Below are 26978 nucleotides of genomic sequence, written 5' to 3'. Positions count from 1 at the left end.
GCCCGGCCGTACGGCCGGGCCCACCCACGTTTCTCGACCCTTCGGCTTCCGCGCCGCGTTCGGCCGCACCCGGCCGGCCGACGGGCTTGCCCCACAAGGGACTTCAGTCCGCCTTCGGCCTTTGCTGCGCGGCCCAGGAGGCGTGCAGGCGCGCGTATGTCCCTTCCGCCGCGACGAGTTCGCGGTGCGGCCCGCGTTCGACGAGGCGCCCGTGGTCGAACACCAGGATCTCGTCGGCTGATTCGGCCGTTGACATCCTGTGGGCGATGAACACGGCGGTACGGCCGCGGGTCAGACCGTCGAGCGCGCGTTGGATGCGCACTTCGGTCGCCGGGTCGACCGCCGACGTCGCCTCGTCGAGCACCAGAAGATCCGGGTCGGCGACGTACGCCCGTGCCAGCGCGACGAGTTGCCGTTCCCCGGCGGACAGCGACTCGCCGCGCTGGCCGACAGGGGTGTCGAGGCCGCAGGTCAGACCGCCGAGCCAGTCCGCGAGGCCGAGGTCGTCGAACGCGCCGAGGATCGCGGCGTCGTCGGCGTCGGGACGGCCGTAACGCACGTTGTCGCGAATGGTCGCATCGAAGAGGAAGCCGTCCTGAGGCACCATCACCACACGTGCCCGCAGCGAGGCGAAGCGCACGTCGGTGAGCGGAATGCCGTCCAGCAGGACACGGCCGTCGTCGGGGTCGACGATGCGCGTGAGGAGCTTCGCGAACGTCGTTTTGCCGGAGCCGGTTTCGCCGACGACCGCCACCCGGCTGCGGGCGGCGAGGGTCACGTCGACGCCGTGCAGCACGCGGGGGCCGCCCGGGTAGGCGTACCCGACATCGTCGAACCGCACCTCGACCGGCCCGCGCGGCAGGTCGACGCCGGCGGCGCCGGGATCCCCGATGTCCGGTTCCGCGTCGAGGATCTCCAGCACGCGCCGCCAGCCGGCGAGCGCGTTCTGCGCCTCGTTGAGGATTTCCACGCCGTACTGCACGGGCGACACGAACAGCGTCACCAGGAAGAGGAACGCGACGAGTTCGCCGAGCGTCAACTGCCCGTCCACGCCGAGGAGTACGCCGACCACCACGACGACGGCGTTGGCGATTCCGACGGCGACCTCGCCCATCGGGAAGGTCAGTGCGACGAGCTTCTGCGCGCGGGTCTGGGCCACGCGGTGCCCGTCGATGGCCTCGTCGATCCGTGCCGCCGTACGGTCTTCGATCGCGTGGGCCCGCACGACCGCGGCCCCGACGACGGGTTCGGAGATCGCGCCGAGCATGCGCCCGGCGTGGACGCGCACCGCGTCCGCCGCCGCGGCGATGCGCGCCTGGAAGCTCCGCAGGAGGAAGAAAAGCGGGGCGAAGCAGATCCATACCAGCAGCGTGAGTTGCCACGAGTAGACCAGCATCAGCGCGGTGACGACGAGGAGTTGGCCCGCGCTGATGACGACCATCAGGCCGCCTTGCTGGATGAAGCGGGTGATCGTGTCGACGTCGCCGGTGACGCGCGAGACCAGGGAGCCGCGTCGTTCGGTCTGCTGGTGCAGCGTCGACAGGTCGTGCACGTGGCGGAACGCGCGCACACGCAGTGTCGCGAGCCCACGCTCGCTGGCGTGGTAGATGCGCGCATTCATGCCGTACGAACACAGCGCGGTGACGATGACGGCGAGCGCGGCCACCACGACCATCCACCGGATCAGCGCGAGGTCGGGGCCGTCGTCGCCGCGCAGGCCGTTGTCGATGGTCAGTTGCACGGTGAGCGGCACGACGATGCGGCCGGCCGTGGCGATCGCGGCGAGCAGGAGGGTGACGGCGATGCCCTGCCTGAATTCCGGGGACAGCGCGAGGCCGCGGCGCAGGACCGTCCAGCCGGATTCGCGGGGTTCGGCGAGCGCGTGCGTGGCGGGGGCGGCAGGCGGACCCGGCTCCGGACCGGGTTCGGGGACCGCCTCGGGTTCCAGGCCGGGCTCGGGTTCCGCGACGGCGGTCACGCCGGCACCTCCTCGTCTGCGTCGTCTGCGTCGTCTGCGTCGGCTGCGTTGCCGGTGCGTGCCGCGTCCGCGGCCTCGGCGGCCCGCACGGCCTCCGCCTGTTCCCGGTCGCGGGCGGCGCGTTCGTAGGCGTCGACCAGCCGCCGGTAGCCCGCCGACGTGGTGACCAGGTCGGCGTGCGGGCCGCGCGCGGTGACGCGGCCGTCCTCGATGAACACGACTTCGTCGGCGAGCGCGATGGTGGCCTTGCGGTACGCGACGACCACGACCGTCGACGGCCCGCCCCCGCCGTCCCGCAGCCCGGCCAGGATCGCCGCCTCGACGCGCGGGTCCACCGCGGACGTCGCGTCGTCCATCACCAGCAGCCTGGGCCTGCGGACCAGCGCGCGGGCGAGGGCGATGCGCTGGCGCTGCCCGCCGGACAGGCTGGTGCCGCGCTCCCCCACCTGCGTGTCGAGCCCGAGCGGCAGCCGGTCGACGAACTCGGTGGCCTGTGCGGTGGCGAGCGCGGCGCGTACCTCGTCGTCGGAGACGTCGAGGCCGAGGGTGATGTTGTCGCGGACCGTGTCGTCGAAGAGGAACGCCTGCTGCGGCACCAGTGCCGCTGAGGCCGCGACGCCGCCGTGCCGGAAGTCGCGCACGTCGACGCCGTCGAGCAGGACCGCGCCGCTCGCGGGGTCCACGAGGCGCACCAGCAGCGAGACGAGGGTCGACTTGCCGGAGCCGGTGGGGCCGACGACGGCGACGGTGCGGCCGGGTTCGACATCGAAGGCGACGTCGTGGAGGACGTCGGTGCCGTCGAGGTAGCCGAAGCGCACGGCACGGGCCTGGAGTCCGGCGGGACCGGTCTTGTCGGCGACGGCGTCGCCGTACGACGATTCGCCCTCGGCGTCGAGCACGTGGCGCACCCGGTCGTAGCCGACGATCGCCCGGGGCATGTCGCCGAGGAGCCAGCCGATGGCGCGTACCGGGAACGCGAGGAGGGTGAACAGGTAAGCGATCTGGACGAGTTCGCCCGCGCCGAGGTCGCCGTGGGAGATGCGGATGCTGCCGGCGAGAAGGACCAGCAGCACACCGAGGTTGGGCAGCGCCTCAAGGAGCGGGTCGAACAGGGCGCGGACGCGGCCGACGGCGATGTTGGCCGCGGCGAGTTCGCGCGAGGCGGCCTCGAAGCGTGCGGTCTCCTCGTTCTCGCGGCCGAGGGTCTTGACGACCAGCGCCCCGTCGAAGCTCTCGTGCGCGACGGCGCTGACGTCCGCGCGGAGTTCCTGGGCCCGCATCGCGAGCGGTCCTTGGCGGCGCTGGTAGGCGATGTTGAGGAAGAACAGCGCGGGGAAGACGACGAATCCGACGAGGGCGAGCGCCCAGTCGGTGACGAGCATCGACACGGCCGCGAGGACGAGCATGACCGCGACGCCGGTGGCCATCGGGAGCGGCGCGATCGGGTACCACGCGGCCTCGACGTCGGCGTTGGCGTTGGACAGCAGCGCGCCGGTGGGGTGGCGGTGGTGCCAGGCGAGCGGCAGTCTCAGGTACTGCCGGGTGACGCGGCGGCGGTAGGTGGCCTGGAGGCGGTACTGCATGATGCCCGCCCACAGGCGGCGGCCGACGATGGAGAGCGCCTTGAGGACGGCGATGCCGAGGACGACCAGGAAGGCGGCGGCCAGGGCGCCGGTGGTGGTCTCGCCGTCGCGGAAGGCCGGCACCACGACGCGGTCGGTGACCTCGCCGAGGATCAGCGCGGAGGCGACGGTGGTCGCGCCGTAGAGCGCGCTGGCGCCGACGGCTGCGGCGAAGATCCGCGGCTCCTCTCGGATCGCGACGCCGAGGACCTGCATCCCTCGTCTCAGGACGGCTTTGTCGGTCGCGGGGTCGGTCAACGCGGTCTCTCTTTCCCATACGGGTCTCGTGGCGGCCGGGACCGCCGGCCGGTGCGGACGCGCGCACAGCAGCGGCCGGCGTCGTCGACGCCGGCCCGCGGTTGGCCCGGTCCGATCACGGCTTGCGGATCGGTTCACTTGTCGCCGGTTCACATCCGGTTCACAAGTGTCCACAAGTCCGGCGCGCGGCAGCGCATTCCCGGCGCCGCGCCTTGACCCGGGGAGCGGGCCCGGGAACGATGCGCGCATGGCTTCCCACGCCCGTACGGAACGCGCCGCGCTGGCCGACCTGCTCGCCGAGGTCGGTCCGGACGCCCCCACACTCTGCGCCGGTTGGACGACCCGTGACCTGGCCGCGCACCTGGTGGTTCGGGAGCGGCGTCCGGATTCGTCGCCCGGCATCGTGTTCAAGCCGCTGGCCGGCTACACCGACAAGGTGCGGCTGAAGGCGGCGGCCCGGCCGTACGAGCAGCTCGTGCATCTGGTGCGCACCGGACCGCCGCGCCTGTCGTTGTTCGGTATTCCGGGCGTCGACGCGGCGGCCAACACACTGGAGTACTTCGTGCACCTGGAGGACGTGCGGCGGGCGCGGCCGGATTTCGCGCCGCGCGCGTTGGATCCGGAGCTGACCGAATACCTGTGGAAGCGGGTCAGGACGGGCGCGAAGCTCATGCTGCGCAAGGTCCCGGTGGGTGTCGAGCTGCGGCGGGCCGACACCGCCGACGCGCCGGTGCGGGTGCGCAAGGGCGAGCCCGTGGTGGCGATCGCGGGTCCGCCGGGCGAGTTGCTGCTGTACGTGTACGGCCGCAAGGACCAGGCTCTCGTGACGGTCGAAGGCGACGAGGACGCGGTGCGGCGGCTGCGGGAGACACCGACGGGCGTCTGAGGGGACTGCGGCGCACCGGCCTGCGGTCGGGCACGAACGGGTGGTGTGAACCTGCCGCGCGGCGCGGTCGGCCGGGTCCGTTCGTTGGCCTGGCGTATGGTTTGCGTTCATCTGCGGCTGGGAAGATCCACGGGCTCCCTGCACCGGTGTTCGCCGGCATTGCCCGGCCAACTGCCCACCCCCCGAGGAGATTTCGTCCGTGAGTTCGAGCATCGGCGTCGTGGACGCGGTGATCTTGGGGGTGGTGGAGGGGCTCACCGAGTTCCTCCCGGTGTCCTCCACCGGGCACTTGAAGATCACCGAGGGCCTGCTCGGCATCGACGTCGACGACAAGTCCGTCGTCGCGTTCACCGCGGTGATCCAGGTCGGCGCGATCGCGGCCGTGCTGGTGTACTTCTTCGCCGACATCGTGCGGATCACCGGCGCGTGGGGGCGCGGTCTGGTGAACAAATCGCAACGCACGGAACGTGACTACAAGTTCGCGTGGTGGATCATCTACGCGACGATCCCCATCGTCATCGTCGGCATCTCGATGAAGTCGCTGATCCACGGCCCGCTCGCGTCGCTGTGGGTCGTGGCGGTGTCGCTCATCGTCGGCAGCGGCGTGATGTGGTACGCCGAGTCCGCGGGCGGCAGTCGCGGCCGCCGGCGCGGCGAGGAGGAAGTGACGCTCAAGGACACGATGCTCGTGGGCGGCTCGCAGATCCTCGCACTGCTGTTCCCGGGGTTCTCGCGCTCGGGTGCGACGATCTCGACCGCGCTGATCCTGGGCATCGACCGGGTCGCGGCCACGCGGATGTCGTTCTTCCTGTCGATCCCGGCGCTGACCGGCGCGGGCCTGTACGAGCTCAAGGACGCGACCGAGGGCGACACCAGCATGCTCGCGCTGGGCGTGGGCACGGTGACGTCGTTCATCGTGGCGTACGCGTCCGTCGCGTGGCTGCTGAAGTTCGTCTCGAAGCACAGCATCAACGGCTTCGCGGTCTACCGCGTGCTGATCGGGTTGGCCTTGATCGGCATGCTGGCCTCGGGCTACATGGACGCCTGACGCACTCTCAGACGCCAGGGTGGGGGGGGGGGGGGGGGGGGAGGGGGGGGGGGGGGGGGGGGGACCGGAGGGGGAGGGGGGGGGGGGGGGGGGGGGACCGGAGGGGGAGGGGGGGGGGGGGGGGGGGGGACCGGAGGGGGAGGGGGGGGGGGGGGGGGGGGGACCGGAGGGGGAGGGGGGGGGGGGGGGGGGGGGACCGGAGGGGGAGGGGGGGGGGGGGGGGGGGGGTGGGGTCCCCCCCCCCCCCCCCCCCCACCCTGGCGTCTGCGTCGACTAGCGCACGGGGTGGCCCGCCGCGCGCAGCGCTTCCTTGACCTGCGGGATGCGGAGCAGACCGAAGTGGAACACGCTCGCCGCGAGGACCGCGTCCGCGCCGGCGTCGATCGCCGGGGCGAAGTGGCCGAGTGTCCCGGCGCCGCCGGACGCGATGACCGGGATCGACACCTCGGCCCGCACCCGGCGGGTCATCTCCAGGTCGTAGCCGTCCTTCGTGCCGTCGGCGTCCATGGAGTTGAGCAGGATCTCGCCGGCGCCGAGCTCGGCCGCGCGGGCGGCCCACGCGACGGCGTCGATGCCGGTGCCCCGGCGACCGCCGTGGGTGGTGACCTCGAAGCCCGAGTCGGTCAAGGTGCCCTCGGGGCAGCGCCGCGCGTCGACGGACAGCACGAGGACCTGGTTGCCGAACCGGTCGGCGATCTCGGCGATCAGCTCGGGGCGGGCGATCGCGGCGGTGTTGACACCGACCTTGTCCGCACCCGCGCGCAGGAGCTTGTCGACGTCCCCGACGGTCCGCACTCCCCCGCCGACGGTCAGCGGGATGAAGACCTGCTCGGCGGTGCGGCGGACCACGTCGTACGTCGTCTCGCGGCTGCCGGACGACGCGGTGATGTCGAGGAACACCAACTCGTCGGCGCCCTCGGCGTCGTAGACACGGGCCATCTCGACGGGGTCGCCCGCGTCGCGCAGGTTCTGGAAGTTGACGCCCTTGACCACGCGGCCGGCGTCGACGTCGAGGCAGGGGATCACGCGTACGGCGAGACTCATTTCGCCCCCCGATACGCCTCGACCTCGACCTCGACGAGCATGCGCGAGTCGATCAGGGCGGACACCACGACCATGGTCGCGGCGGGCCGCACCTCGTCGAAGAACTCCTTGTGCGCGCGGCCCACCGAGTCCGCGTCACGCTTGTGCGTGATGTACATGCGGGTGCGCACGACGTCGTCGCGGGTCAGGCCGAGCTCCCCGAGTGCCTGCTCGGCGATCCCGAACGCGGCTTGCGCCTGCTCGAAGGGGTTGCCTTCGCCGACGAGGACCCCCTCGACGAAGCCGGTGCAGCCGGACACGAAGACGAAGTCACCGACGGCGATCGCGCGCGAGTAGCCGAACGCTTCCTCCCACTGGCCCCCGGAGGAAACCCGTTGCACCCCGTCCGCCGTCATCGGGACACCGCCTCCAAGGCCTCTTCGAGGGTGAACGCCTGTGCGTACAGGGCCTTGCCCACGATGGCCCCCTCGACACCCACCGGCACCAACTCGGCGATGGCGCGCAGGTCGTCGAGCGAGGACACCCCGCCGCTGGCGACCACCGGGCGGTCGGTCGCGGCGCAGACGTCGCGCAGCAGTTGCAGGTTGGGGCCGGTGAGGGTGCCGTCCTTCTTGACGTCGGTGACGACGTACCGCGCGCAGCCGTCCGCGTCCAGGCGGGCGAGCGTCTCGAACAGCTCGCCGCCTTCGCGGGTCCAGCCGCGGCCGGCGAGCGTGGTGCCGCGCACGTCGAGGCCGACCGCGATCTTGTCGCCGTGCCGGGCGATCGCCGAACGGACCCAGTCGGGCGACTCCAGCGCGGCGGTACCGAGGTTCACGCGGCGGCAGCCGGTCGCGAGGGCCGCTTCGAGGGAGGCGTCGTCGCGGATGCCGCCGGACATCTCCACCTTGACGTCCAGCTTGCCGACGACCTCGCTGAGCAGGTCGCGGTTGCTGCCGCGTCCGAACGCGGCGTCCAGGTCGACGAGGTGGATCCACTCGGCGCCCGCGTTCTGCCACGCCAGGGCGGCGGCCAGCGGGTCGCCGTACGAGGTCTCCGAGCCGGCCTCGCCCTGCACGAGGCGGACGGCCTGGCCGTCGGCGACGTCGACGGCGGGCAGCAGTTCCAGGCGGCGCACGGGGGTCTCGCTCATGTTCGCAAAGGTCCTTTGAGGTGTCAGAGGGTGGCCAGCCAGTTGCGGAGCATCTCGGCCCCGGCGTCGCCGGACTTCTCGGGGTGGAACTGAGTCGCCGTCAGGTAGCCGTTCTCGACGGCGGAGACGAACGGCGTCCCGTGTGTGGTCCAACTGACCATCGGCGGTTCGAGGACGTCGGAGGGCGGCATCTCCCATTTCTGGACGCCGTAGGAGTGCACGAAGTAGAAGCGCGCGCCGCCGAGGCCCTGGAACAGCACGGTGTCCTCGGGCGCGTCGACGGTGTTCCAGCCCATGTGCGGAACGACCGGCGCGTTCAGGCGCTCGACGGTCCCGGGCCACTCGTCGCAGCCCGCGGTCTCGACACCGTGTTCGACACCGCGTTCGAACAGGATCTGCATGCCCACACAGATCCCGAGCACCGGCTGCCCTCCGGCGAGCCGCCGGTCGATGATGCGCTCGCCGCGCACCGACTTGAGCCCACCCATGCATGCCGCGAACGCCCCGACCCCGGGGACGACAAGCCCGTCCGCGTTCAGCGCCTTCTCGTACTCCGCGGTGACCTCGACCTCGACCCCGAGCCGCGCGACGGCGCGCTCGGCCGACCGCAGGTTCCCCGACCCGTAGTCGAGGATGACGACCTTCTTCACAACGCTCCCCCGCCCCTAGATCCGCAACAACCCGGCAGCCAACGACATCGCCCCGCACAGCCCGAGCAGAACGATGACCCCTTTCGGCATCCCCTGCTTCACAAAGGAGACGACCCCGCCGATCAGGAACAACCCGAACGCGATGAGGACAACGGTTCCGGTACTCACGAAACGGCACCTTCCACAGCCGCAGGCAGCGCGACGGGCTCGACGCGCACGAACACGTGCCGGTAGGTCTGGCCCATCGCTAGAGCGCGCCCTTCGTGGAGGGGATGACGCCGGCGCGGCGGGGGTCGAGGGCGCAGGCGTCGGAGAGGGCGCGGGCGAGGGCCTTGAACTGGGCTTCGACGATGTGGTGGGCGTTGCGGCCGTACGGCACGTGGACGTGCAGGCAGATGTGGGCCTGGGCGACGAACGACTCGAAGATGTGCCGGGTCAGGGTGGTGTCGTACTCCGGGCCGATCATCGGGGCCATGCCGTCGGGTTCGCTGTGTACGAGGTAGGGGCGGCCGGACAGGTCGACGGTGACCTGGGCGAGCGCCTCGTCGAGCGGCACGGAGGCGTTCGCGAAGCGGCGGATGCCGGCCTTGTCGCCGAGCGCCTGCCGGAACGCAGCGCCGAGGGCGAGGGAGGTGTCCTCGATGGTGTGGTGCGCGTCGATGTGCAGGTCGCCGTCGGTCTTGACGGTCAGGTCGAACAGACCGTGCTTGCCGAGCTGGTCGAGCATGTGGTCGAAGAAGCCGACGCCGGTGGCGACGTCGACGCGGCCGGTGCCGTCGAGGTCGACCTCGACGAGGACGGACGTCTCCTTGGTGGCGCGTTCGACGCGGCCGGTGCGGGCCATCAGGTGATCTCCTTCAGTACTGCGCGCATCGCGTCGAGGAACGCGGCGTTCTCCTCCTCGGTACCGGCGGTGACCCGCAGCATGCCGGGCACGCCGTTGTCGCGGACCAGCACGCCGCGGTCGAGGAGCGCCTGCCACACCGCGCGGGTGTCCGCGAACCGCCCGAACTGCACGAAGTTCGCGTCCGACGCGGTGACCTCGCAGCCCATTCCGGTGAGCTCGGCGACGATCCGGTCGCGCTGGCGCTTGAGTTCGGCGACGTAGCCGAGCAGCGTGTCGGTGTGCTCCAGGCACGCCAGCGCGGTGGCCTGGGTGACCGACGAAAGGTGGTACGGCAGCCGCACCAACTGCACCGCGTCCACCACCGCGGGGTCTGCGGCGAGGTAGCCCAGCCGCAGTCCGGCCGCGCCGAACGCCTTCGACATCGTGCGCGAGACGACGAGGTTGGGACGACCGTCGAGGAGTCCGAGCAGCGAGGAGCGGTGCGAGAACTCGACGTACGCCTCGTCGACGACGACCAGCGACGGCCGAGCGGTCTGGGCGGCGTCGTACACCGCCTCGACCACGGAGCCCTCAAGTGCGGTGCCGGTCGGGTTGTTCGGCGAGCACAGGAAGACGACGTGCGGCCGGTGTTCGGCGATCTGTGCGAGGGCGTGGTCGAGTTCGATCGCGTAGTCGTCGCGGCGTGTGCCGGAGATCCACGCGGTCCCGGTGCCACGCGCGATCAGCGCGTGCATCGAGTACGACGGGTCGAAGCCGAGCGCGCTGCGGCCGGGGCCGCCGAAGGCCTGGAGGAGTTGCTGGAGAACCTCGTTGGAGCCGTTGGCGGCCCAGACCTGACGCGTGGTCAGCTCGAACCCGCTTGTCCGCGTGAGGTATTCGGCGAGCTTGGTCCGCAACTCGACCGCGTCCCGGTCCGGGTAACGGTTGAGGTGCCGGGCGGCGTCCGCGACGCGCTCGGCGATGCGGGCGACCAAGGCGTCCGGCAGCGGGTACGGGTTCTCGTTGGTGTTGAGCCTGACTGGCACATCCAACTGCGGTGCGCCATAAGGCGATTGCCCGCGAAGCTCGTCGCGGATCGGCAACGCGTCGATCGGGTTGCTCACTCGGGGACCGCCCATCCGAACCTCGCCTTGATCGCCGCGCCGTGGCCCGGCAGATCCTCCGCCTCCGCGAGCGTCACGACGTGGTGCGCGACCTCGGCGAGCGCGCGTTCGCTGTAGTCGACGACGTGGATGCCGCGCAGGAACGACTGCACCGACAGACCCGAGCTGTGGCACGCGCAACCGCCGGTGGGCAGCACGTGGTTGGAGCCCGCGCAGTAGTCGCCGAGCGAGACCGGCGCCCACGGGCCGACGAAGATTGCGCCCGCATTGCGCACCCGGGCGGCAACCGCGGCGGCGTCGGCGGTCTGGATCTCCAGGTGTTCGGCGGCGTACGCGTCGACCACCTTGAGGCCGTCGTCCACCGAGTCGACCAGCACGATGCCCGACTGGCGTCCGCCGAGCGCGGCCTGGACCCGCTTGACGTGCTTCGTCGCGGCGACCTGTGCCTTCAGCTCCGCCTCGACCGCCTCGGCCAGCTCGACCGAGTCGGTGACCAACACGGAAGCGGCGAGGGTGTCGTGCTCGGCCTGGCTGATCAGGTCGGCGGCGACGTGCACGGGGTCGGCAGTCGCGTCGGCAAGCACCGCGATCTCGGTGGGGCCGGCCTCGGAGTCGATGCCGATGCGACCCTTGAGCAGGCGTTTCGCGGACGCCACGTAGATGTTGCCCGGCCCGGTGACCATGCTGACCGGCTCACAGGGGCCCGCGCCGTACGCGAACATCGCAACCGCCTGGGCGCCGCCGACCGCGTAGACCTCGTCGACGCCGAGCAGTGCGCACGCGGCCAGAATCGTCGGGTGCGGCAGCCCGCCGAAGGCCTTCTGCGGCGGCGACGCGACCGCGAGCGAGCCGACACCGGCTTCCTGCGCAGGCACGACGTTCATGACCACCGACGACGGATACACCGCCAGCCCACCCGGCACGTACAGCCCGACGCGTTCCACCGGAACCCACCGCTCGGTGACCGTGCCGCCGTCGGCGACCTGCGTGGTCACGTCCGTACGCCGCTGGTCGCGGTGCACGATCCGCGCTCGGCGGATCGTCTCCTCAAGCGCCGCCCGCACCTTAGGGTCCAGCTCGTCGAGCGCCCGCGAAATCGCCTCGCCCGGCACCCGGATGTCGGTCAGCCGCACCCCGTCGAAGCGCTCGCCCAGCTCGATGAGCGCCTCGACCCCGCGATGGCGTACGTCGTCGCAAATCGGACGGACCTTCTCCAAGGCCGCCTCGACATCGAACTCGGCACGGGGCATCACGTCGCGCAGCGCCGCGGGACTGTCCAGGACAGCCCGACCGGCGGGGCCGCGCAGATCGATACGGGAGATCACCCGACCAGTGTAGGGAGGGCCCGAGGCAGGGGTTCCCGCGTGTCGGTTCGTGAGACACGGCCGCCGCCGAGTCGACCGTCCATTTACGTGGTTTGCCCGTTCGGCTGACTCCCGGGTGGCTGCTCCAGGACGAAGGTTCCCAACCCGACCTCGCCGCGCGTCCACCCTTCCTCGCGCACATACCGCATGGCCTTCGCCGCGGTCGCATTGACGACGCCGAACTCTTGGGCGATTTCCAGCGTGGACGGCACGCGACTTCCAGGCGGGTAGGTGCCGACCTCGATCCGCCGGATGATCTCCGCTGCGATTTGGCGCCACAACGGGCGGGTGCGGTCAAGCTTCATCAGCCGGTTGCGCCACGACGAAGGTTCCCTTGTTGGGCAATGTGGTGACGAGTCCGCGCGCACGCAGCTCTGCAACTGCCCGGCGTGCTGTTCCCGGGGCGACCCCGTGCTGCACGCCCATCTCTCGCTCGTTGGGCAAACGCGCGCCGAGGGGCAACCGACCGGACTTGATCTCTTCTTCGACAGCATTGGCTACGCGCATATAGACGTACCCGATCTCACTCATAGGCCGAAAGTAAGGCGGCATATCGCGCACTGCCGCATTGGGTAGCACCATGCGGCGGTATGTAGCTGGCTATAGTGGATAGCAGGACGAAAAACCCCGGCGGCAGCCGCTAACTGCCCCGGGGCGCGGTCGACGCTGCAAAGGAGCGCCAACATGAGGACCCTACTTGTCTGCTTGCTGTCCCGCCTTCTGCCCGGACATGGCAAACACCGTGCAACAGCGACCCCGCAACCGCCCTTGCCCACACCTCACGCACCCGCGCCGGCCACCGGACCTGCGCCGCAACCGTGCCGAGTCCGCCCTTACTACGCCGCGTGGGAACACGAGCAGGAAACTCGTCGGCAGCGCGAAAGGCGCACAGCCCTTCTGTTGGCGACATACGGCCTGGACTTCGAGGCGGTCGCGGCATGATGCGCTGTATCAAGTGCGGTGCCACGTCGGCCCTGGTCCTTGCGGGCGTGCACGGTGGAGCGTCCGGACCAGGCTGCGCGTATTACGTCTGTTTGAAGCACGTCGGCAGCGAAATCGACCGACACCGCGACCTCTGCTCGCGGTGCAACCGCACCGATCCATGCGACATCGCCGCCGACCTGCGTGCCGCGCTACGGGCCATGGCGCGGCTCATGCCCGATCCCCGCGAGTGGCCGTAGTGCCGCCGAGGCACTGAGACACCCACCACAATGAGGTGCCGTTGAGCGCAATACTGATCAACGCCGGGCCTGCGGGGGGACTGACGTGGCCGAATACCAGTTTCCAGACGATCTCAGCGCGGCGGAGCGCCAGGTGTGGGACGCGTACCGGCACGGCGTGCGGTGTGTGCTCGGCGGGGCCGCGTCCGGGCCCTCGTCCCATCGGGGGCCTGTTCCTGACGATGACGAGGGCGCCGATTGGGGTCCGGAGCGGACCGTCCGCGCCGAAGTCCTGGCCAGGCTGCTGGTCGGCGGCCCCGAGCCGGCTCCGGGGCGCACCGCGGCACTCGACCTGGCCGGCGCCCGCGTGGTCGGCGACCTGAACCTGCGCGGAGCGCGCGTCGAGGCGTACGTGGAGCTGCGCGGCTGCCGGTTCGAGGGACGTGTCCTCCTCAACGACGCCGTGACCGGCACGTTTCGCTTGATCGGCTGCACCACGGTGGCGGTCCGGGCGCGTCGCGTCCGCGTCGACGGCGAGTTGTCGGTGACCATGTGCCGGGTCGAGCGCGGGATCGTGCTGAGCGACGCGGCGATCGAGACGGACCTGACACTGAACGGCTCGCGGGTGGCGCCGTCGGCCGACGGCCAGGCGATCGCCGCGGACGGCATGGTCGTCAACCGCGACCTCAGCGCGAACGGACCGTTCCGCTCCATCGGCGTCGTCAATCTCCGCAGTGCGCGGGTCGGCGGTCGCGTGACGTTCTACCGGGCCCGGCTCGACGCGCTGCCGGGCATGGATGCGCGCGGTTTCCGGCACCTGGCCCTGGACGCGGCGGGGCTCGTCGTGGAACAGACCCTGCACCTCAGCGACTCCCCCGCCGGATCGGGATCGTTCCGCTTCAGCGACGCGCGGTTCGGCGACGCCTTGGTGATCAGCTACGCCGCGATACTGCGCGAGCCGGACGAGGAACTGCTGATGTGGCGCGTCACGGCGAGGACGCTGTGCCTCGACATGGCCCCGGGTTCCCGGGGCCGGGTGATACTGCGCGGTGCGCGGTTGGAGACGCTGACCGATACGCCGGACACCTGGCCGACGGGTCCGGACAGGGTCACGATCGGGGGCATGACCTATGCGGCGCTGCGGTCCGAACGTCCGCTGGACCTGCGCCAACGACTCGTGTGGCTGGCCGACGCGACCCCCGACTACGAACCCCAGCCGTACGAGCAACTGGCTGCCGCGTACCGCGCGTCCGGCCAGGACGAGGAGGCCCGTACCGTCCTGCTCGCCAAGCAGCGCCGCAACCGCGAAACACTTCGGCTTCCCGGCCGTATCTGGGGCCATGTGCAGGACGCCACGATCGGGTACGGCTACCGCCCGACCCGCGCGCTGGCCTGGCTGGCTGCGCTGATCGCCGCAGGCACCGCGGCGTTCGCAGTGGACAGCCCGACGCCGGTCAAGGCGGACGAGGCTCCCCACTGGAACCCGTTCTTCTACACGGTGGACCTCCTGCTCCCGGTCGTCACATTCGGCCAGGAGGCCGCGTGGAATCCCGGCGGCTGGGCGCAGTGGGTGGCCTACACGCTGGTGATGCTGGGCTGGATCCTCGCCGGCGCAGCCGCCGCGGGCGCGACGCGCGTCATCAACCGGGCTTAGGTCGCGACTGGTCGCGCGGCAAACTCCGCTGAAGCCACACGATCGGCGGCACTACTCTTGGGCGCGTGACCGACCGGCTGCCGCTTTTTCCCCTGAACTCGGTGTTGTACCCGGGTCTCGTGCTGCCCCTGAACATCTTCGAGGAGCGCTATCGGCGTCTGGTGCGGGATCTGTTGGCCCTTCCGGAGGGCGAACGCCGCTTCGGGGTGGTCGCGTTGCGCAGCGGGCGCGAGGTCGGCGAGCTGCCGGTGGCGGCGATCGACGCGGTGTTCCCGCTGGGGTGCACCGCCGAGGTGGCGACGATGCGGCCCCACGCCGACGGACGCTACGACGTCGTCGCGACGGGCGCCACGCGGTTCCGGCTGGTGTCGGTCGACGACAGCGGGCCGTATCTGGTCGGCAAGGTCGAGTTCTTGGAGGAGCCGAAGGGCGACGACGCCGCGGTGCTGACCCTCGCGGTGACGCGCGCGTTCACCGAGTACCAGCGCGAGCTGGTCGGCGCCCAGGGGCGCGGTCCGATGGAGCTGCCGGAGCTGCCGGACGACCCGGTGGTGCTGTCGTACCTGGTGGCCGCCGCCATGGTCCTCGATCTATCGGACAAGCAGAACCTGCTCGTGCTGGACGACGCCACGCTGCGGCTGCGCGCGGAACTGTCGCTGCTGCGGCGTGAAACCGCGCTGCTGGGGCACATCCGCGCTCTTCCCGCGGTGGAACTTCTGCGCCAGAAGGCCGGCCCGAACTGAGCCGGGGAGGCAAGGTGGCGAAGGGCAAGTCCACACGCGGCGGTACGGGGACTCCCGCAACCGTCGCACTGACGCGTGCGGGCGCCGCGTTCACGGTGCACGCGTACGACCACGACCCCGGGGCCGCGTCGTACGGCGAGGAAGCCGCCGCGGCGCTCGGCGTGCCGGCCGAGCGCGTCTTCAAGACCCTGCTGGCAGATGTCGACGGCGCTTTGACCGTGGCCGTCGTCCCGGTCGCAGGAAAACTCGACCTGAAGGCTCTCGCCGCGGCCGTCGGCGGCAAACGCGCCGCGATGGCCGACCCGGCCGCCGCCGAACGCGCGACGGGCTACGTCGTGGGCGGGATTTCGCCGCTGGGCCAGAAGAAGCGCCTGGCCACGGTCGTCGACGCGAGCGCGCTCGCGCATGACACCGTGTTCGTCTCGGCCGGAAGACGCGGCCTGGAAGTCGAGCTCGCACCGGCCGATCTGGTGGGGCTGACACTCGCGACGACGGCGGACATCGGCAGGGCCTGAGAAGGCCGTCCGGCAAGGCTCCGCCGCCGGGCGACGCTACTGCCGGTCGTGGTGGTGCGCGGAGTCCGGGTCGACGGGCGCGGCGCTCGCCGCGGTGCCGGGGTCGTTCGGCGGGACGGGGGCCACGGGCATGCCGTGCGGGGCGCTGCTCGCGGGCCAGGCGGCCGATTTGGGTGCGGGGTCGCGGGGGCCGAAGCCGGCGTTGAGGCAGAGGAAGAGGACAAGCGAGGCCATCGGCCACAGGTAGATGACGCCCATGGCCTGGATGCGCAGCGGCTCCTCGAATTCGATGCGGCCGTCGCGGGCCAGCAGTTCGGAGCCGAAGGTGTCGGGGCCGAGGGCGGCGCCGACCTTGTAGGCGAGATAGGAGCCGAGCAGCCCGCCGACGCCGAGGCCGACCGCGACGCCGATGCCGTGGCGGCGGCCCTTCCAGAACGCCAGCCCGGCGAGCGCGAGCCCGACGACGACGCCGATGATCGCGAACCAGCCGTCGCGGGCGATCTCCGACTCGGACCGGGCGTTGGGCCGCAGGTATTCGACGTGATCGACGATGATCTTGGGGATCTCGGGCGCGATGGCGTACCAGACGGCCCCGGCCGCCGCGCCGACCGCCAGGCAGACGGCCAGCACGATCACGCCCGCGATGACGTCGCCGCGCGCGACCTGCCACCACGAGGCCGGTTCCGCGGGGGGACCGGACGGCGGGGTGGCGGCCGGGGGCTGGTCGAATTGCCAGGGCGACGTCATCGGGAAACCTCCGAGGAGCCCCCGCCTTCCGGCGGAGGAGGAATCGGATTGCCTGCGGAGCAGGGCGGGTGCAGGTGTTTCGCAAGGGGCGAATCGCCCTTGAGGACACACGGAAAGCGACGGTACAGTTTCTTACTGTGAGGAGTGTTTCCGTGAAGCGGGCGTTTCGGTACCGCTTCTACCCGACCGACACGCAAGCCGCTGAGCTGATGCGGACGTTCGGGTGTGTCCGCAAGGTCTACAACCTCGCATTGCGGGCGCGTTCGGAGGCGTGGGAGCTGCGGCGGGAACGGGTGGGCTACGGTGTCACGTCCGCGATGCTGACCGAGTGGAAGACGACGGAGGAACTGGCGTTCCTTCGTGAGGTGTCGTGTGTGCCGTTGCAGCAAGCGCTGCGGCACTTGCAGACGGCATTCGCGAACTTCTTCGCGAAACGGGCCGGGTTCCCGAGGTTCAAGTCCCGGCGAAAGTCGCGGGCGTCGGCGGAGTACACCGCGTCCGCGTTCCGCTACCGCGACGGCCGGCTCACGCTGGCGAAGATGTCCGAGCCCCTGGACATCGTGTGGTCGCGCCCGCTGCCCGCCGGTGCGGTGCCGTCGACGGTGACCGTGTCCCGCGACAGCGCCGGACGCTGGTTCGTGTCCCTGCTGTGCGACGACACGCCCGTCCCCGCGCCGACCGCCGGGGCGGCGGTCGGCGTCGACGCAGGGATCACCTCCCTCGCGACCCTGTCGACCGGGGAGAAGATCGCCAACCCCCGGCACGAGCAGCGCGACCGCGAACGCCTCGCCCGCCTCCAACGCGAACTGTCCCGCAAAACCAAGGGCTCCGCGAACCGGGCCAAGGCCCGGCTGCGCGTCGCCAAGGTCCACGCGCGGATCGCCGACCGGCGCCGGGACCACCTGCACAAGCTGTCGACTGGGCTCGTCCATGAGAACCAAATGGTCGTGATCGAGGACCTGTCCGTCCGCACCATGGTCAAGAACCGCAGCCTCGCCCGCGCCGTCTCGGACGCGGCGTGGCGGGACCTGCGGTCGATGCTGGAGTACAAGTGCGCCTGGTACGGGCGCGAACTCGTCGTGGTCGACCGATGGCTCCCCAGCAGCAAGCTGTGCGGGGCCTGCGGCACGGTCAGGGCGAAGCTGCCGCTGGACGTCCGGGAGTGGACGTGCGACTGCGGCGCGGTTCACGACCGCGACGTCAACGCGGCGCGCAACATCCTGGCCGCCGGGCTGGCGGTGTCCGCCTGTGGAGACGGTGTAAGACCTCAACGGGAGTCCCTCCCGGGCGGGCGACGGTCGGTGAAGCAGGAAAGGTCCCGACCGCCGCGCTGACGCGCGGCGGCTCGGCCGCGAGGCCGAGGGAAGTTCCCTCGTTCACGAGGGGAGGAAGTCAAGCAGTCAGCGTCCCATTTTTTGCTGGTCCGGTCTCGGTGGTCGAGTGCTGTGAAGACAAGAGGCGTCAGCCGCGCGCTGTGCGCCGGAAGGCCCAGGTCGAGAGGGTGAGCATGACGACGCCCACCCCCGCGCACACGGCCAGGTTCGCGCCGAAGGCGGTCCAGTCGGGCGTCCCGTACGTGGCGATGAACGCGTCGACGCCGTACGACGAAGGCAGCACGTCGCGCCCGAGTTCGATGAGCCAGGGCATGCGGTCGGCGGGGATGACGCCCAGCAGCAGCGCCGCGGACATGCCCATCTGCCCCAGCATCGTCGCGAGTTCGGGCCGGGGGGCGAGCAGGCCGCACACCGCCCCGACTCCGGCCAGTGCCGCCCCGGACAGCGGCACCACCAGCAGCAGCGCCCACAGGTTGGCGAGCGGCAGTTGGAACATCACGGCGCCCACCGCGGCCGTGGCGATCGTGCCGGGCAGCGTGAACGAGGCGTACGCGGCGGCCATGCCGAGCACGACGGCGGCCGGACGCACCGGCAGCGTCTTGTAGTAGTCGAGCGCGTTGGCGGCCCGCAGCGCGCCGAAGTGCTGCGCGAGCAGATTGAGTGCGACGAAGGCCACGACGAGCACGCTGGACCCGGCCACCACCGCCTCGCGCGCGCTGTCGGAGTCGGTGTCGACGACGCCGCGCATGAGGATCATGATCCCCACGGACTGGAACACCGCGACGAACAGCAGCGGCACGCGCGAGACGCGGGTGCGCGAGAGTTGGGCTCGGTAGACCGCCACGAGGCCCTGCCACAGCGGCGTGACGGGCGCGAGGGCGATCGGTGTGTCGTGGCCGGGCGGCGGGGCGTGGGTCGTCACTTGACCAGCCCTTCGTGCCGACCGCCGAGAGCGAGGTACGCGTCCTCCAGGCTCGGCGTCGACAGTGTGAAGTCGTCGAGGACCGCGAACGCCGGTCCGGAGGTCACCGCGGCAAGCAGTTCGCGCGCGGTCGCGGGGTCGGTACGCGTGGTCCACCGCCGGCCGACGCACACCGCGTCGCGGGCGAGCCGGGCCACCGCCGGTTCGTCGAGCGGGGGGTCGCCACGCCAGACGAGTTCGAGGCGTACCTCGTCGCCGGCCGCGGCCTTGAGCCCGCCGGGGGTGTCGCACGCGATGACGCGGCCCTCGTCGAGGACGGCGACCCGGTCGAGGACCGTCTCGGCCTCGATGACGTTGTGGGTGACCAGCAGGACCGTGGTCCCTCGGTCGGCACGGCGGCGGTCGATCGCGGCCCACACCGCGCGGCGGGAGACCGGGTCCATCCCGACGGTGGGCTCGTCGAGCACGAGGACCGGGCGGTCGCCGACGAGCGTCGCCGCGACGCAGGCCAGGCGGCGTTCGCCGCCGGAGAGTTCCTTGAGGGGACGCCCGGCCAGTTCGCACAGGCCCAGTTCGTCGACCACGGCGTGCCGGGCCGCCCGCGCCTCCCGGGCGCCGAGGGCGCGCAGCCGCGCGGTGGTCTCGATCGCGAGGGTGACGGTCAGTTCGTCGAGGGCCGCGGATTCCTGGGCGAGGTAGGCGACGAGGCGCGCGGCGGTGTCGGGGCTGCGGACGATGTCGTGGCCGAAGAGGTCGATCGTCCCCGCGTCCGGGCGCAGCAGGCCGGTCAGTTGCCGCACGAGCGTGGATTTCCCGGCGCCGTTGGGGCCGAGCAGGCCGAAGATCTCGCCGCGGCGGATCTCCAGGCCGATGTCGGTGTTCGCGTGCACCGTCGTGGGGGCCATGCGGCTGCCGGTGCGGTACTTCTTGGTCAGTCCGGCGACGCGGTAGCACCCGGCCGCCGTGCCGCGCGAGGCGTCGGCGTCCGGGGCCGCGGCGTCCCCGTCCTTCGTGAAGGCTGCGCCGAGAATGGCCACGCTGTGCCTCTCCTGCCCGGTGGCCGCCGCGGGCGCGCCGGATTGTCGTCTTGTCTTTGCGGACGCTGTCGGTGTCGGGGGCACGGAATCCGTGCCCCAAAACTCTACGTGGCGGCGGAGGCTCCCCGCGCCGCACCCCTGGCGAGGGCCTGCCGGGCACGCTGCCATTGGTCGCGCGGCAGGACCCCCCCGCGCCACCGGATGTCGCGCAGCGCGCGCTCCTGGTCGGCGGGCAGCCTGCGCGCGGTGAACTTGGCACCGAGCCTGAGCAGCGTCCAGGGACGGGTTGGCAGCCCGACGCGGTCGAGTTCGCGCCTAAGGTTCGGCCACCAGACGGTGGTGGCGTCCCTGAGCGCGTCCTCGGCGCCGGCCAGGCGCCGGAAGCCGCCGAGCCTGCCGACTGTACGGGAGATCAGCCGCTGCGCGATGCCGACCAGCGCGAACAGGACGAGCAGGATGACCCCGAGCGGGATGGTGACACCGCCGAGGAGGAAGAGCACGCCGAGGCCGAGCAGCGCGTACTTGGCGAGGAACAGCACTTCGAGGCGGCCGAGGACGAGTTTTCCCGCGATGTACCGCACGAGCAGGACGCCCTGAGCGGTGGTGAGCCGGGTGTCGACGTCGGCCGCGTCGCCGGCGCCTGGCCGCGCGTACTCCCCGGCGGCGTCGCGGCGCTCGGCCTCGCGGGCCGCGCGTTGCAGCCTTCGGCCGCCTTTCGCCGCCGCGAGCCCGGCCTTGCCGAATCTGCGGAATCCGGCCATGGCTGTCCTCCCTTGGTTCGCGCGGCCGTGCCGACGGATGCCGGTGAGGTCCTGTTCCGGCCGGACTGCCGGCCCGATCCCCGTGCGGTGTCGGGGCAGGCGGCACCGGTTGCGTCGGCGGGCGATCCCCACGCACGCGCCCTGCGGTGCCGAACGGCACCCGTTCCCCCGCCGGGTGGCGCGGCGCACCTCCCCCGCCGCATCCCCGGCCCCCACCATCGTGCCACGGCCGCGCACCCCAGGCGCGGGTCCGCGCGTCCGGTCAGCCGTTCTTGCCCGGTCGCGGATCCGGTCGCTCGGTCCGCAGGTCCGGCTGGGGCGCGGGCTGCCGATCGGACGGATGCGTGTGCTGTCGACCGTTGGTCATGGATCTCCCCGTCTCCCCCCGGACGCGGCGGCCCGGGGTCTGTGTGACCGAACCTGGACGCGCGGTCACCTAGGAGAAAACCACTCTACGTGAACGATGGTTCACGCAGGGCCTGTTCGTACAGATCGATATGCGCAACTTGCAGTGATGTAAGGGCCGTTGCCGCCGTGTTCCGGCCGTGTCGGCCCGCGCGCGCGCCGGCTCGGGAGGCACCGGCGGCCGGTGTTCGGCGTGTCTCCGGCGGCGGACGCAACCCGACGGAAGCCGGGCTAGAGTTGGGGCTTCCTCCGGCCGGGCGTGCCCCGGCGTGGGGTGCTCGGCCGACATCACAAAAGCGACGGAGGGCTTGTGTCCACTGACAGCTTCGTCCACCTGCACGTGCACACCGAGTACTCGATGCTCGACGGTGCGGCGAAGAACGGCAAGATGTTCGCCGAAGTGGAACGCCTCCGAATGCCGGCGGTCGCGATGTCCGACCACGGCAACATGTTCGGCGCCTACGAGTTCTTCCAGACCTCCAAGAAGCACCCCGTCAAGCCGATCATCGGCATCGAGGCGTACGTCGCACCCAGCACCCGGCACAGCCGCAAGCCGGAGTTCTGGGCCGGCACCGGCCAGCGCAACACCGACGACACCGCGGGCGAGGGCGGCAAGGACGTCTCCGGCGGCGGCCGGTACACGCACATGACGATGTGGGCGCAGAACGCGCAGGGCCTGCGCAATCTGTTCCGCCTCTCCTCCCTCGCCTCCATCGAGGGCTACTACATGAAGCCCCGCATGGACCGCGAGCTGATCTCGCAGTACTCCGAGGGCATCATCGCGACGACCGGCTGCCCGTCCGGCGAAGTGCAGACGCGGCTGCGCCTGGGACAGTTCGACGAGGCGATCAAGGCCGCGTCGGCGTACCAGGACATCTTCGGGAAGGAGAACTACTTCCTGGAGCTGATGGACCACGGCCTCGACATCGAGCGCACGGTCCGCGAGGACCTGCTGCGCATCGCCAAGCAGCTCGACATCCCGCTGTTGGCGACGAACGACTCGCACTACGTCACCGAGGACCAGGCCGACGCGCACGACAACCTGCTGTGTGTCGGCGTCGGCAAGAACAAGGACGACCCGAACCGCTTCAAGTTCAACGGCACCGGCTACTACCTCAAGTCGGCCGAGGAAATGCGGGCGCTGTTCGGCGAGTTGCCGGCCGCGTGCGACAACACGCTGCTGATCGCCGAGCGCATCGAGCCGTACGACGAGGTGTTCGGCTACGTCGACCAGATGCCGCAGTTCGACGTGCCCGAGGGCGAGACGCAGGCGAGCTGGCTGCGCAAGGAGTGCGAGAAGGGCCTGCACCTGCGGTACGGCGCCAACCCGCCGCAGGAGGTGCTCGACCGGCTCGACATGGAGCTGTCGGTCATCTCGCCGCTGGGCTTCGACTCGTACTTCCTCGTGGTCGCGGACATCTGCAAATACGCCCGCGACAACGGCATCCCCGTCGGTCCCGGCCGTGGTTCCGCGGCGGGTTCGCTGGTGGCGTACCTGACGCGCATCACCGAGCTCGACCCCCTCGAACACGGCCTGCTGTTCGAACGGTTCCTGAACCCCGAGCGCGTCAGCCCGCCGGACGTCGACATCGACTTCGACGACCGCCAGCGCGACCAGATGGTCCGCTACGTGTCGGAGAAATACGGCGCGGAGTACACCGCGCAGGTCAACACGTTCGGCACCATCAAGGCGAAGGCGGCGGTCAAGGACGCGGCCCGCATCCTCGGCTTCCCCTTCTCGATGGGCGACCGCATCACCAAGGCGATGCCGCCGGACGTCATGGGCAAGGGCGTCCCGCTCGCCGACCTGTTCAACCCCGAACACCCGCGCTACAACGAGGGCATGGAGATCCGGGCGCTCTACGAGAGCGACCCCGAGGTCAAGCGCGTCGTCGACACCGGCATGGGCATCGAGGGCCTGATCCGCGGCACCGGCGTGCACGCCGCCGCGGTCATCCTGTCGCGTACGCCGCTGCTCGACCTGATCCCGCTGCACCGCCGCGACAAGGACGGCGTGATCATCACCGGCTTCTCGTACCCGCAGTGCGAGGACATGGGCCTGATCAAGATGGACTTCCTGGGTCTGCGCAACCTGGGCATCATCGACCACGCCATCAAGATCATCAAGGAGAACCGGGGCGCCGACGTCAGGACGGAGGACATGCCCCTGGACGACCCGAAGACATACGAACTGCTCGCGCGCGGCGACACGCTCGGCGTCTTCCAGCTCGACGGCGGGCCCATGCGGGCGCTGCTGAAGCTCATGAAGCCCACGGAGTTCGCCGACCTCTCGGCCGTGAGCGCCCTCTACCGCCCCGGCCCGATGGGCATGAACTCCCATATCAACTACGCGCTGCGCAAGAACGGCCAGCAGCCCATCGAGCCGATCCACCCCGAGCTCGAAGAGCCGCTCAACGAAGTACTCGGCCCCACCTACGGCCTGATCGTCTACCAGGAGCAGGTGCAGCTCGCCGCGCGGGTGCTCGCCGGCTACACGCTCGGCGGCGCGGACCTGCTGCGCCGGGCGATGGGCAAGAAGAAGAAAGAGGTCCTGGACAAGGAGTTCATCCCCTTCCAGGCCGGTATGCGGGGGAACGGCTACTCGGACGAGGCGATCCAGGCCGTGTGGGACGTCCTCGTCCCGTTCGCGGGCTACGCGTTCAACAAGTCGCACTCGGCCGCGTACGGCCTGGTCTCCTACTGGACCGCGTATCTCAAGGCGAACTACCCCGCGGAGTACATGGCCGCGCTGCTGACCTCCGTCGGCGACGACAAGGACAAGATGGGCGTCTACCTCTCCGAGACGCGCCGCATGGGCATCAAGGTCCTCTCCCCCGACGTCAACGAGTCGGCGGTCGAGTTCACCGCCGTCGGCGACGACATCCGCTTCGGCCTGACCGCCGTGCGCAACGTGGGTGCCAACGTCGTCGAATCACTCATGAAAACCCGCAAGTCCAAGGGCAAATACACCTCGTTCCAGGACTTCCTGTCCAAGGTCGAGATCACGGTGTGCAACAAGCGCACGATCGACTCGCTGATCAAGGCGGGCGCCTTCGACTCGCTCGGACACACCCGCAAATCACTGTGCGCGGTCCACGAGACCGCGGTGGACGCGGTCATCGGCCTCAAACGCCAGGAGGCCAACGGCCAGTTCGACCTGTTCGGCGCGGGCGGCGACGAGCCCGACGACAAGCCCGCGGTCGGCCTCGACTTCAAGCTGTCCGACGACGAGTGGTCGCGCAAGCAACTGCTGTCCACCGAACGGGAGATGCTGGGCCTGTACGTCTCCAGCCACCCGTTGGACGGCGCCGAGCACATCCTCGCCCGCAACCGCGACATGTCGATCGCGGAGCTGGTCGGGTCCGGCCAGACCGAGGGTTTCGTCAAGCTCGCCGGCCTGATCACCGGTGTCGACCGGCGCATCAACAAGGGCGGCAACCCCTGGGCGATCATCACGCTCTCGGACCACGACGCGTCGATCGAGGTGCTGTACTTCCCGAAGAACTACCTGTTGTTCGCCCAGGAGTTCATCGAGGACAACGCCGTGTCGATCCGCGGGCGCATCAACGAGCGCGACGGCGCCCTGTCGGTCTTCGGCGAAGAGCTCGTCCCCCTCGACATCTCCGCGGCCGAGCACGGCGGCCGCCCGCCGGTCGTGCTCAAGGTGCACGAGCGCCGGGTGACGCCCGACCTGGTCCGGCGCCTCAAGTCGACGATCCTCGCGCACCCCGGCGACACCGAAGTGCGCCTGCGCATGGAGAACCGCCTCGGCGGCACGACGCTGTTGCGCCTCAACCCGACCGTGGAGAACAACACGGCCTTCGCCTCGGAGATCAAGGTGCTGCTCGGCCCTGATTCGTGGGTGGTTTGACTTCCTCCCCCTCGTGAACGAGAGGAACTCCCCTCAACCTCGCGGCCGAGCCACTGCGCGTCAGCGCGACGGTTGGGACCCTTCCTGCTTCACCGACCGTCGCCCGCCTGGGAGAAAGGACTCCCGTTGAGGTCTTACACCGTCTCCACAGGCAGCAACCGCCAGCCCGGCGGCCAGAATGTTGCGCGCCGCGTTCACGTCGCGGTCATGGACCGCGCCGCAGCCGCACGTCCACTCCCGAACGTCCAGCGGCAGCTTCGCCGCGACCGCGCCGCACGCCCCGCACAGCTTGCTGCTGGGGAACCAACGGTCGACCACAACGAGTTCACGCCCATACCAGGTGCACTTGTACTCCAGCATCGACCGCAGGTCGCCCCACGCCGCGTCCGAGACGGCGCGCGCCAGGGAGCGGTTCTTGACCATGGTGCGGACGGACAGGTCCTCGATCACGACCACTTGGTTCTCATGGACGAGCCGAGTAGTGAGCTTGTGCAGGTGGTCCCGTCGCCGGTCGGCGATCCGGGCGTGGACACGCGCGACACGGAGCCGGGCCTTGGCCCGGTTGTTCGAGCCCTTGGCCTTGCGGGCCAGGTCCCGCTGCGCGCGGGCGAGGCGTTCGCGGTCGCGCCGCTCATGCCCCGGGTTGGCGACCTTCTCCCCGGTGGACAGCGTCGCCAGGGACGTGATCCCCACGTCGATACCCACGGCCACGTCCGTAGCCGACGCGGGAAGGGGTGCGACGGTGTCGTCGCACAGCAGGGACACAAACCAGCGCCCGGCGCTGTCGCGGGACACGGTCACCGTCGACGGCACCGCCCCTTCGGGCAGGGGACGCGACCACACGATGTCCAGGGGCTCGGACATCTTCGCCAGCGTGAGCCGGCCGTCGCGGTAGCGGAACGCGGAGGAGGTGTACTCCGCCGACGCCCGCGATTTCCGCCGGGACTTGAACCGCGGGAACCGGGCCCGTTTCGCGAAGAAGTTCACGAACGCCGTCTGCAGGTGCCGCAGCGCCTGCTGCAACGGCACACACGACACCTCACGCAAAAACCCCAACTCCGGAGTCTGCTTCCACCCAGTCAGCATCGCGGACGTCGCCCCATACCCCACCCGCTCACCCCGCGATTCCCACGCCTGGGAACGCGCCGCAAGCGCGAGGTTGTAGACCTTCCGCACACACCCGAACGTCCGCACCAGCTCCACGGCCTGCGCATCGGACGGGTAGAAGCGGTACCGAAACGCCCGCTTCACGGAAGCACTCCCCACAGTGTGCAACTGTACCGTCGCTTTCCGTGGTGCCTCAAGGGCGATTCGCCGATGGCGAAACACCTACCCCCTCCCTGCTCCGCAGGCGATCCGATTCCTCCCCCGCCCGAAAGCGGGGATTTCCTCGGAGGACTCCGATGACCCGCGACGACCCCTTGGCCCCGCGAGATTCCGGGCCCTCGGAGCCCTCGGGCGAGCCCGAGGCGTGGTACGGCGCGGACGCCGTCCACGACCCGTACAACGACGCCGAGACGCACCGCCTGCACGGCCTGGACCTGGCCGTGCAGGCCGACGCCCCGGTCTGCCGCCGCTGCGACGGACCGGGGATCCTGGAGACCCGCGTCCCGCACGTGTGGGACAACGGCTACGGCGAGCCGCTGCCGTGCATGCGCGTCCTGGTGCTGTGCCCCGCGTGCGACCACGCCGCCCCGGCCGCCGCCGACCTGCTCGCGCTGTTCACCGTCGACGACCGGATCGGCGACGCCAACGCCGAGGTCTTCAGCGACCTCGTCGCGCTGTGGCTCGCCGAGGCCACCGCACTGCCCGCCCACCCGGCGACGCTGGAGGACGCCGACCAATGACCGACGACTGACGCAGCGTCACCTGGGCAAGGGAAGTCCGTCGGCTTCTC

Annotated in this window: 25 protein-coding genes and 1 pseudogene; 8 read left to right on the top strand and 18 right to left on the bottom strand. The window is 70.8% G+C overall.

Translation table 11 applies throughout. The features are described from left to right. Positions 1–103 precede the first annotated feature (103 nt). The 3 genes and pseudogenes from ACRX5W_RS08500 to ACRX5W_RS08490 all read right to left on the bottom strand — a co-directional run. Positions 104–1978: an ABC transporter ATP-binding protein gene (locus ACRX5W_RS08500; RefSeq protein ID WP_436787329.1), complete on the bottom strand. Its 1875-nt coding sequence runs from the start codon at positions 1976–1978 to the stop codon at positions 104–106. Further along, positions 1975–2916, bottom strand: a complete 942-nt coding sequence (locus tag ACRX5W_RS08495) for an ABC transporter ATP-binding protein (protein WP_436787526.1) — start codon at positions 2914–2916, stop codon at positions 1975–1977. Before ACRX5W_RS08495 ends, ACRX5W_RS08500 begins: the two co-directional genes overlap by 4 nt. 90 nt (positions 2917–3006) lie before the next feature. Beyond that, positions 3007–3816: pseudogene (locus ACRX5W_RS08490) on the bottom strand (ABC transporter transmembrane domain-containing protein); the annotation flags it as partial. Positions 3817–4105: 289 nt separating this feature from the next. On the opposite strand from ACRX5W_RS08490, the gene ACRX5W_RS08485 reads away from it, so the two are divergent. Together ACRX5W_RS08485 and ACRX5W_RS08480 are read left to right on the top strand one after the other, a co-directional pair. After that, the gene (locus ACRX5W_RS08485; protein ID WP_436787328.1) at positions 4106–4744 is read left to right on the top strand and encodes a TIGR03085 family metal-binding protein; all 639 of its coding nucleotides are present in this window, start codon (positions 4106–4108) and stop codon (positions 4742–4744) included. A 199-nt stretch (positions 4745–4943) separates the two neighbouring features. Continuing rightward, a complete protein-coding gene (locus ACRX5W_RS08480) occupies positions 4944–5792 on the top strand; it encodes an undecaprenyl-diphosphate phosphatase (RefSeq protein ID WP_436787327.1) in 849 nt (282 codons plus the stop codon). 273 nt (positions 5793–6065) lie between these two features. Here ACRX5W_RS08480 and hisF read toward each other — a convergent pair whose 3' ends face one another. From hisF to ACRX5W_RS08430, 10 genes are all read right to left on the bottom strand, one after another. After that, positions 6066–6836 (bottom strand): imidazole glycerol phosphate synthase subunit HisF, encoded by a 771-nt coding sequence (gene hisF, locus ACRX5W_RS08475; RefSeq protein ID WP_436787326.1) that lies wholly within the window; start codon positions 6834–6836, stop codon positions 6066–6068. Continuing rightward, the gene (locus tag ACRX5W_RS08470) at positions 6833–7231 is read right to left on the bottom strand and encodes a RidA family protein (RefSeq protein ID WP_436787325.1); all 399 of its coding nucleotides are present in this window, start codon (positions 7229–7231) and stop codon (positions 6833–6835) included. Before ACRX5W_RS08470 ends, hisF begins: the two co-directional genes overlap by 4 nt. After that, positions 7228–7968 carry a bifunctional 1-(5-phosphoribosyl)-5-((5-phosphoribosylamino)methylideneamino)imidazole-4-carboxamide isomerase/phosphoribosylanthranilate isomerase PriA gene (gene priA / locus ACRX5W_RS08465; protein ID WP_436787324.1) on the bottom strand — a complete coding sequence of 247 codons (741 nt, stop codon included), beginning with the start codon at positions 7966–7968 and terminating at the stop codon, positions 7228–7230. The genes ACRX5W_RS08470 and priA overlap by 4 nt, the downstream gene beginning before the upstream one ends. A 23-nt stretch (positions 7969–7991) precedes the next feature. After that, positions 7992–8618: an imidazole glycerol phosphate synthase subunit HisH gene (gene hisH / locus ACRX5W_RS08460; protein WP_436787323.1), complete on the bottom strand. Its 627-nt coding sequence runs from the start codon at positions 8616–8618 to the stop codon at positions 7992–7994. 15 nt (positions 8619–8633) lie between these two features. Next, positions 8634–8786 carry a hypothetical protein gene (locus tag ACRX5W_RS08455; RefSeq protein ID WP_436787322.1) on the bottom strand — a complete coding sequence of 51 codons (153 nt, stop codon included), beginning with the start codon at positions 8784–8786 and terminating at the stop codon, positions 8634–8636. A gap of 79 nt (positions 8787–8865) precedes the next feature. Beyond that, a complete protein-coding gene (gene hisB / locus ACRX5W_RS08450; RefSeq protein WP_436787321.1) occupies positions 8866–9462 on the bottom strand; it encodes an imidazoleglycerol-phosphate dehydratase HisB in 597 nt (198 codons plus the stop codon). Next, complete coding sequence (locus tag ACRX5W_RS08445) at positions 9462–10583, bottom strand: histidinol-phosphate transaminase (protein ID WP_436787320.1); 1122 nt, start codon at positions 10581–10583, stop codon at positions 9462–9464. The genes hisB and ACRX5W_RS08445 overlap by 1 nt, the downstream gene beginning before the upstream one ends. Further along, positions 10565–11893 (bottom strand): histidinol dehydrogenase, encoded by a 1329-nt coding sequence (hisD, locus tag ACRX5W_RS08440; protein WP_436787319.1) that lies wholly within the window; start codon positions 11891–11893, stop codon positions 10565–10567. The genes ACRX5W_RS08445 and hisD overlap by 19 nt, the downstream gene beginning before the upstream one ends. Positions 11894–11976: 83 nt before the next feature. Continuing rightward, a complete protein-coding gene (locus ACRX5W_RS08435) occupies positions 11977–12237 on the bottom strand; it encodes a GntR family transcriptional regulator (protein ID WP_436787318.1) in 261 nt (86 codons plus the stop codon). Continuing rightward, on the bottom strand, positions 12227–12463 hold the full coding sequence (locus ACRX5W_RS08430) for a winged helix-turn-helix domain-containing protein (RefSeq protein ID WP_436787317.1): 237 nt from the start codon (positions 12461–12463) through the stop codon (positions 12227–12229). The genes ACRX5W_RS08435 and ACRX5W_RS08430 overlap by 11 nt, the downstream gene beginning before the upstream one ends. Before the next feature lie 735 nt (positions 12464–13198). Here ACRX5W_RS08430 and ACRX5W_RS08425 point away from each other — a divergent pair. From ACRX5W_RS08425 to ybaK, 3 genes are all read left to right on the top strand, one after another. Continuing rightward, entirely contained in the window at positions 13199–14746 is a 1548-nt protein-coding gene (locus tag ACRX5W_RS08425) for an oxidoreductase (RefSeq protein WP_436787316.1), read from the top strand. 65 nt (positions 14747–14811) lie between these two features. After that, positions 14812–15489, top strand: a complete 678-nt coding sequence (locus ACRX5W_RS08420; RefSeq protein ID WP_436787315.1) for an LON peptidase substrate-binding domain-containing protein — start codon at positions 14812–14814, stop codon at positions 15487–15489. 14 nt (positions 15490–15503) lie between these two features. Next, positions 15504–16004 carry a Cys-tRNA(Pro) deacylase gene (gene ybaK / locus ACRX5W_RS08415; protein ID WP_436787314.1) on the top strand — a complete coding sequence of 167 codons (501 nt, stop codon included), beginning with the start codon at positions 15504–15506 and terminating at the stop codon, positions 16002–16004. A gap of 36 nt (positions 16005–16040) precedes the next feature. Here the strand turns inward: ybaK and ACRX5W_RS08410 are convergent, their stop codons facing one another. Continuing rightward, positions 16041–16751 carry a hypothetical protein gene (locus ACRX5W_RS08410; protein WP_436787313.1) on the bottom strand — a complete coding sequence of 237 codons (711 nt, stop codon included), beginning with the start codon at positions 16749–16751 and terminating at the stop codon, positions 16041–16043. A 152-nt stretch (positions 16752–16903) separates the two neighbouring features. Between ACRX5W_RS08410 and ACRX5W_RS08405 the strand changes: the two genes are divergently transcribed. Then, positions 16904–18085 carry an RNA-guided endonuclease InsQ/TnpB family protein gene (locus tag ACRX5W_RS08405; protein ID WP_436787312.1) on the top strand — a complete coding sequence of 394 codons (1182 nt, stop codon included), beginning with the start codon at positions 16904–16906 and terminating at the stop codon, positions 18083–18085. A gap of 127 nt (positions 18086–18212) precedes the next feature. Here ACRX5W_RS08405 and ACRX5W_RS08400 read toward each other — a convergent pair whose 3' ends face one another. The 3 genes from ACRX5W_RS08400 to ACRX5W_RS08390 all read right to left on the bottom strand — a co-directional run bounded on the left by ACRX5W_RS08400 (position 18213) and on the right by ACRX5W_RS08390 (position 20805). Continuing rightward, positions 18213–19007 carry an ABC transporter permease gene (locus ACRX5W_RS08400; RefSeq protein WP_436787311.1) on the bottom strand — a complete coding sequence of 265 codons (795 nt, stop codon included), beginning with the start codon at positions 19005–19007 and terminating at the stop codon, positions 18213–18215. After that, entirely contained in the window at positions 19004–19912 is a 909-nt protein-coding gene (locus tag ACRX5W_RS08395) for an ABC transporter ATP-binding protein (protein ID WP_436787525.1), read from the bottom strand. Before ACRX5W_RS08395 ends, ACRX5W_RS08400 begins: the two co-directional genes overlap by 4 nt. 236 nt (positions 19913–20148) lie before the next feature. Next, positions 20149–20805, bottom strand: coding sequence for a hypothetical protein (locus tag ACRX5W_RS08390; RefSeq protein ID WP_436787310.1), 657 nt, complete (start codon positions 20803–20805; stop codon positions 20149–20151). 715 nt (positions 20806–21520) lie between these two features. Between ACRX5W_RS08390 and dnaE the strand changes: the two genes are divergently transcribed. Beyond that, complete coding sequence (gene dnaE / locus ACRX5W_RS08385) at positions 21521–25081, top strand: DNA polymerase III subunit alpha (RefSeq protein ID WP_436787309.1); 3561 nt, start codon at positions 21521–21523, stop codon at positions 25079–25081. A gap of 60 nt (positions 25082–25141) precedes the next feature. On the opposite strand, the gene ACRX5W_RS08380 is transcribed toward dnaE, so the two are convergent. Then, the gene (locus ACRX5W_RS08380; RefSeq protein ID WP_436787308.1) at positions 25142–26332 is read right to left on the bottom strand and encodes an RNA-guided endonuclease InsQ/TnpB family protein; all 1191 of its coding nucleotides are present in this window, start codon (positions 26330–26332) and stop codon (positions 25142–25144) included. A gap of 152 nt (positions 26333–26484) precedes the next feature. Between ACRX5W_RS08380 and ACRX5W_RS08375 the strand changes: the two genes are divergently transcribed. After that, positions 26485–26928, top strand: a complete 444-nt coding sequence (locus ACRX5W_RS08375; protein WP_436787307.1) for a DUF6300 family protein — start codon at positions 26485–26487, stop codon at positions 26926–26928. The last annotated feature ends 50 nt before the right edge of the window (positions 26929–26978 follow it).

Source organism: Yinghuangia sp. YIM S10712 (assembly GCF_051388935.1).
Classification (GTDB): domain Bacteria; phylum Actinomycetota; class Actinomycetes; order Streptomycetales; family Streptomycetaceae; genus Yinghuangia.
This window is presented reverse-complemented; position numbering and strand designations above follow the sequence as displayed.

Excerpts from the sequence above, each read along its gene's own strand:
- ACRX5W_RS08495 (WP_436787526.1), bottom strand. The coding sequence starts at position 2,916 with ATGCCCCGGGCGATCGTCGGCTACGACCGGGTGCGCCACGTGCTCGAC.
- ACRX5W_RS08485 (WP_436787328.1), top strand. The coding sequence starts at position 4,106 with ATGGCTTCCCACGCCCGTACGGAACGCGCCGCGCTGGCCGACCTGCTC.
- hisF (WP_436787326.1), bottom strand. The coding sequence starts at position 6,836 with ATGAGTCTCGCCGTACGCGTGATCCCCTGCCTCGACGTCGACGCCGGC.
- ACRX5W_RS08470 (WP_436787325.1), bottom strand. The coding sequence starts at position 7,231 with ATGACGGCGGACGGGGTGCAACGGGTTTCCTCCGGGGGCCAGTGGGAG.
- priA (WP_436787324.1), bottom strand. The coding sequence starts at position 7,968 with ATGAGCGAGACCCCCGTGCGCCGCCTGGAACTGCTGCCCGCCGTCGAC.
- hisB (WP_436787321.1), bottom strand. The coding sequence starts at position 9,462 with ATGGCCCGCACCGGCCGCGTCGAACGCGCCACCAAGGAGACGTCCGTC.
- ACRX5W_RS08445 (WP_436787320.1), bottom strand. The coding sequence starts at position 10,583 with ATGGGCGGTCCCCGAGTGAGCAACCCGATCGACGCGTTGCCGATCCGC.
- ACRX5W_RS08435 (WP_436787318.1), bottom strand. The coding sequence starts at position 12,237 with ATGAAGCTTGACCGCACCCGCCCGTTGTGGCGCCAAATCGCAGCGGAG.
- ACRX5W_RS08430 (WP_436787317.1), bottom strand. The coding sequence starts at position 12,463 with ATGAGTGAGATCGGGTACGTCTATATGCGCGTAGCCAATGCTGTCGAA.
- ACRX5W_RS08410 (WP_436787313.1), bottom strand. The coding sequence starts at position 16,751 with ATGACGTCGCCCTGGCAATTCGACCAGCCCCCGGCCGCCACCCCGCCG.
- ACRX5W_RS08395 (WP_436787525.1), bottom strand. The coding sequence starts at position 19,912 with ATGGCCCCCACGACGGTGCACGCGAACACCGACATCGGCCTGGAGATC.
- ACRX5W_RS08390 (WP_436787310.1), bottom strand. The coding sequence starts at position 20,805 with ATGGCCGGATTCCGCAGATTCGGCAAGGCCGGGCTCGCGGCGGCGAAA.
- ACRX5W_RS08375 (WP_436787307.1), top strand. The coding sequence starts at position 26,485 with ATGACCCGCGACGACCCCTTGGCCCCGCGAGATTCCGGGCCCTCGGAG.